Consider the following 5000-nt stretch of genomic DNA (forward strand, 5'->3'; position numbering starts at 1 on the left):
AGAACCCAATAACAAAATAAAGACGGAACGAGTAGATGAAAAAATCTGGATCGGAGATCCCGATTTTTTATCGTGTTGAACCGTTTGAATCGTTCGATTGAAATCGGCATTTTCTCGAACTGGGGTTCGGGTCGAGATTTGTTTGAGTTTTCTCGAATAATCGATATTCTGCATTTAGGAATCCTAAATCCTATTTCTAAAATCGGCTTAAATGCCAAAATTCTTTTGAAAAAATTAAAGATTTCCTTTTATCCAACCCACAAAGTGTTTCAGCTAATTTAACTCTAGTGTAAAAAAACTAGGAAAAATTTTTATAAAAAGGCCACCAAAAGATCTTAAGAATAAGAAAAATCAGTTATAGAATCTTGGGGAAGTTCAAAATAAAAGGTAGGAGTTCCCTACAGATTACGTCTTTTTGGGAATTTATAGTCTTTTAAAGACTTTTTTATTACTTTTAAATCCTCCTACGAGTTTCTGAAATTTTGGGATAAATTCAAAAGCTTCCTTGCTAAAAAATTGTATTTTTATTTTTCTAAATAGCCTTCACAGTATTTATATCGAGTTCGAGAGTAATAGCGTAACTTCCTTATTTTCCAGGATAGCATTGCGATTCAAAAGGATATCACCGACCTCAATTTTTAAGATAAATATCAAAACTAAATTCCACTAGCTCAAGAAATGGTCCTTACTTTTTATCACAAAAACTTCAATTTCTCCAAACTCATTTTTTTATGGATGTCGATCGATTTTTTAAGCGTGTAGTGTTTTGTTGAACTTGAAATAAATTTCATATAGATTTTCTAATATAGATTTTTGCCACCTTTCAAAATCCGGAATTTTCTGAATTATAAACAAGTCTCATAAATAGTCGTCAAATTTTTCGTTAAACGGCAAAACACCCGTAAGACCGCTATCACTTTTAGAAAGATAAGTTTGGAATTGTAGAGGGAATGTTGATTATTGAAAAAGAAATAAATTTATTTCTTCGATATAAAAAAAGATATTTGAAACATTATTTTTTCTTTATTCAATTAATCCATTGTAATATATGCGAAGAAGTCTTTCTATAAAATTCAAAGATAAAAGTCTTGAAATTGAATTTCTGGGTGAAATCACCGCTTTGGAACGGTGTTTGGATAAAATCAGAAAAAACGGGGCTGCAAACTCGACTTCATTTGAAAAACAAAGTCGAATTAAAACGGAAAAAATTATTCCACGGATTTTTTTAATGAAATGATTAGAGCATCGTAGTTAGAAGAAAGGCCTTGGCAAGCCTGTGCATTGCGCTCCATAAGACCGACACTTTCCAACAAAATACCAACTAATTTTTTTCTACCCGAACGACCTTGATCCTGATCCTCGATAGGTACGCCAGGTTTTCCCATACTTTTCCATTTTTCACACTTTTCTCCTAAGTCTGTGCAGATCTTCGCTTCCAAATCAGAGCACGGTTTACAACCGATCATAACTACCGTGGTCAAAATCAATCCAATCAAAACTTTTTTCATTGCCATTCTTCCTTTTTTTCAATCTTTAATGATTGTGTGAATTTAAAAGGGTTCTAAACTCATATCAACGCTTTTTTATATATGAAAGACATCTTTTCTTTTTCAAAGCACGTTAGTCGTATTGAATTTTATACATAACTTTTTTAAAAAGAAAAAAATCAAGACAAAATGGCGCCCCTTCTGGGCTTGAAAAGCGTGGGTTAGATGCAAGCATTTACCACAAAACAAGAAAACCAACAGAAGGAACGTAATGAAAAGAAAAGTATATGTAGGAATGGATGTCCACAAAGAAACGATTAGAATTGCGAATTTAACGAACAATACAAAGGAAATAGTAAAAGAACAGCAGATAAAACATAATGAGGTTCAGATCAAAAAGTTCGTCAATAAACTAAAATCAGAATGGAACGAGATACATAGTTGTTACGAGGCGGGAGTAACCGGTTATCCACTTTACAGATATCTAAAGTCTTTGGGAGTGAATTGTATCCTTGTAGCACCCGGAAAGATACCAAGACAAAGTTCGGATAAGATCAAAACGGATAAGAGAGACGCGATCAAGTTAGCAAAATTATTACGAAGTGGAGAATTAGAATCGATTCATGTACCGAGTGAAGAGGACGAAGCGGTAAGGGATTATTTGAGATCCCGTGACAGCCTTCGTTTGGATTTAGGAAGGAATCGTCAGAGGTTGATGAAATTCTTATTAAGAAAGGGTATAACTTACTCAGCAACAAAGTATTGGACAGTCAGTCATAACAAATGGTTGAACACTCTACAGTTTAACAACGAGATCCTTCAAGAGACATTTAACGACTATTATAGTCGAGTAAGAGTTCAAGAAGAGAATTTAAAAGCGATGGATAAGAGAATACAAGAGATAGCGGAAAGTGAACCGTATCGAGAGAAAGTAGGAATATTAAGATGTTTCCGAGGAGTGGATTATCTAACCGCAATGTTTTTACTTTGTGAGGTTTGTGACTTCAAACGATTCAAAACAGCCGGTTCGTTCATGAGTTTTCTTGGACTTGTTCCGGGAGAATATTCCAGCGGTTCCAAAAGAAAACAAACAGGGATAACAAAAACTGGAAGTCCCAGACTTCGAAGAATATTGACAGAAGCAGCTTGGCAACATCGTTTCCCTGGAACAGGAAGTAAGATTGTAACCGCACGTAGATCGGGACAACCTGCGTTAGTTGTTGCTTTGGCGGAAAAAGCATCTCTCAGATTACACAAAAAGTTTCGTAATCTACAGCAAAGAGGAAAAACTCCTCAGGTAATGATAACGGCAGTTTCAAGAGAGTTATCCGGATTTCTTTGGGCGGCGATGAATCTGGTTGCATAGAGTTAGAGTAATGTTTCATCCAATAATTGAATTCGTTAGAGAAGATGTACGATAAAGGAGGAATACTTGTTGGCTCAGTGTTGAAGCAAATTTGAATTTCAAATTTGACCTTCGTTTTAAGACTAAGAACAGCTCCCGATGTATAGATTATCCTGCGGTATCCAACCCGCGAATATCAGTCTGATCAATCGTCGCGAATGCTTTTCTCTAACGAGTTAAATTATTGGGTGATTAAAAAAAATGCGAAAAAATATTTACAGCTCCGGATGGGGGCGCCATATCAGAGCCTGTCTCAAAACCTAAAGAAAATTCAGTTTTAATCATTCAGTAAACTCGCAATAAAATGTAATAGTTCCCACAATTTATATCTTTTTGGGATTTTATTATCGTTCAATTTTTGTAGTAATTTTCCATATTTAGAAACAGAACTCTAAATAAAATTTTTCATTTTTTAGATTCTATTGGAAATATGTTTTCAAAATAAAAAAAGGATTCCCTACAAAAGATATCGATTACCAATAATTTCAAAATTTCCTGTACCTACATTTTAGGATAAACTTTAAATAAAAAAACCCCGGATTTCCCGGGGTTTTTTTATACGAATTGAATCCGTGCGCGAAATTATATCATCCTACTAAATAAAGAAGTGGAAAAAGATAAATCCAGATCAAGTCGACTACGTGCCAGAAAAGACCTACTCCTTCCACAGGCGTGTAATAAGAAGAATTTACTTCCCCTTTGATTACCTTGATCATCACCCAAATAATAAGCCCGGCTCCAATCAATACGTGAGATCCATGAATCCCGGTCATCACGAAGTAAAAACCGAAAAACATAGCCGCGTTTTTTATATCAACCATTTCAGTGTTCGTAAAGAACTTTCCTGGCAAAAGTCCGTGATGGATCTTCGCCGAATATTCAAAATACTTCACGACCATAAATGTAAGTGCGCATAAGACAGTAACGGCAAGTGCAATTATAGCTTCTTTCTTTTTATCTACTTGAACATAATGAATCCCAAGGGCCATCGTAAACGAACTGAATAGAAGTACAACTGTATTAAAAGCTCCCATCGGAACGGACAAATGATGACTTCCAGCATGGAAAATTTCCGGATGCAAAGAATGATAGATGGTATAACCCACGAAAAGAGCGCCGAACATTAGAATCTCCGTAACAAGGAACAACCAAATTCCTTGTTTAGAAGCGTCGTATTGATGCTCAGCACTATCAAAGTGATGCGCATGGTGAAAGTGCTTAGCGGTACTCATAAGGCCCCCCCGTTATTGTCGGAGTTTGTTCAAAATTTTCGTGCGTCGGAGGAGATGGAATTGTCCACTCAAGTGTTTTCCCTCCCCAAGGATTGTTTCCAGCGGTTTTTCCTGCAATTAATCCGTGAATTACGGCAATTAAACCAATCAAAAATCCGGTTCCGATCAACCAGGATCCCACTGTGGAAATTTGGTTCAGGCTTGTAAACTCAGGCAGATAATCATAGTATCGTCTAGGCATTCCCATCGATCCTAAGATAAATTGTGGAAAGAAAGTTACGTTAAATCCCGTAAAGATAAATACCCAAGAAATTCTCCCTAAAAAATCGGAAGTCATTTTCCCTGTTACTTTCGGGAACCAATAAATCAGAGCTCCCATTACAGCCATTAGAGTTCCTCCCACCATCACATAATGAAAGTGAGCCACCACGAAATAAGTATCGTGAAAATGAACATCCATACCGGTAGAAGCAAGAAATACCCCGGTCAAACCACCAATCGTAAAAAGGAACATAAACCCAATCGCAAAGAGCATAGGAGCATCCAAACGAACTGAACCCCTGTACATCGTAGAAATCCAGTTGAACAGTTTGATTGCAGTAGGAACTCCCACAAGCATCGTGATAAAGGAGAATAAAACTCCCGCAAATTCGGATTGGCCCGATACAAACATATGGTGTCCCCAAACCAAAAAAGAGACTGCCGCAATCGCAAGAGACGAATATGCAATCGCAGTATATCCGAAAATCACTTTTTTGGAGAATGTAGCCACGAGCTCAGAAATCACACCCATCGCAGGAAGAATCATGATATAAACCGCGGGATGAGAATAGAACCAAAAGAAATGTTGAAAGAGAACCGGATCCCCTCCAAGGG

General features: G+C 36.6%; 5 protein-coding genes (2 of these 5 only partly in view). 1 reads left to right on the plus strand and 4 read right to left on the minus strand.

Features of this window, described 5'->3' with window-relative positions; all coding sequences use genetic code 11:
• Positions 1–174 carry the 5' end (the start) of a hypothetical protein gene (locus LEP1GSC190_RS16260; RefSeq protein ID WP_002746082.1) on the minus strand. It extends 510 nt beyond the left edge of the window, so the window shows 174 of its 684 coding nt (coding positions 1–174); it begins with the start codon at positions 172–174; its stop codon lies beyond the left edge, outside the window.
• Positions 175–1208: 1034 nt separating this feature from the next.
• Positions 1209–1508 carry a hypothetical protein gene (locus LEP1GSC190_RS16265; RefSeq protein ID WP_002746065.1) on the minus strand — a complete coding sequence of 100 codons (300 nt, stop codon included), beginning with the start codon at positions 1506–1508 and terminating at the stop codon, positions 1209–1211.
• A gap of 250 nt (positions 1509–1758) precedes the next feature.
• On the opposite strand from LEP1GSC190_RS16265, the gene LEP1GSC190_RS16270 reads away from it, so the two are divergent.
• Positions 1759–2853, plus strand: a complete 1095-nt coding sequence (locus LEP1GSC190_RS16270) for an IS110 family RNA-guided transposase (protein ID WP_002746089.1) — start codon at positions 1759–1761, stop codon at positions 2851–2853.
• A gap of 626 nt (positions 2854–3479) precedes the next feature.
• On the opposite strand, the gene LEP1GSC190_RS16275 is transcribed toward LEP1GSC190_RS16270, so the two are convergent.
• The gene (locus tag LEP1GSC190_RS16275; RefSeq protein WP_011669332.1) at positions 3480–4124 is read right to left on the minus strand and encodes a cytochrome c oxidase subunit 3 family protein; all 645 of its coding nucleotides are present in this window, start codon (positions 4122–4124) and stop codon (positions 3480–3482) included.
• A protein-coding gene (gene ctaD, locus LEP1GSC190_RS16280) for a cytochrome c oxidase subunit I (RefSeq protein WP_002745972.1) crosses the window boundary here: on the minus strand, positions 4111–5000 show its 3' portion. Its footprint extends 715 nt past the window's final position; only the last 890 of its 1605 coding nucleotides appear in the window; its start codon lies off the right edge, out of view — the gene reads right to left on this strand; it ends in the stop codon at positions 4111–4113. Before ctaD ends, LEP1GSC190_RS16275 begins: the two co-directional genes overlap by 14 nt.

The sequence above is a fragment of the Leptospira mayottensis 200901116 genome (genome assembly GCF_000306675.2).
Lineage (GTDB): Bacteria > Spirochaetota > Leptospiria > Leptospirales > Leptospiraceae > Leptospira > Leptospira mayottensis.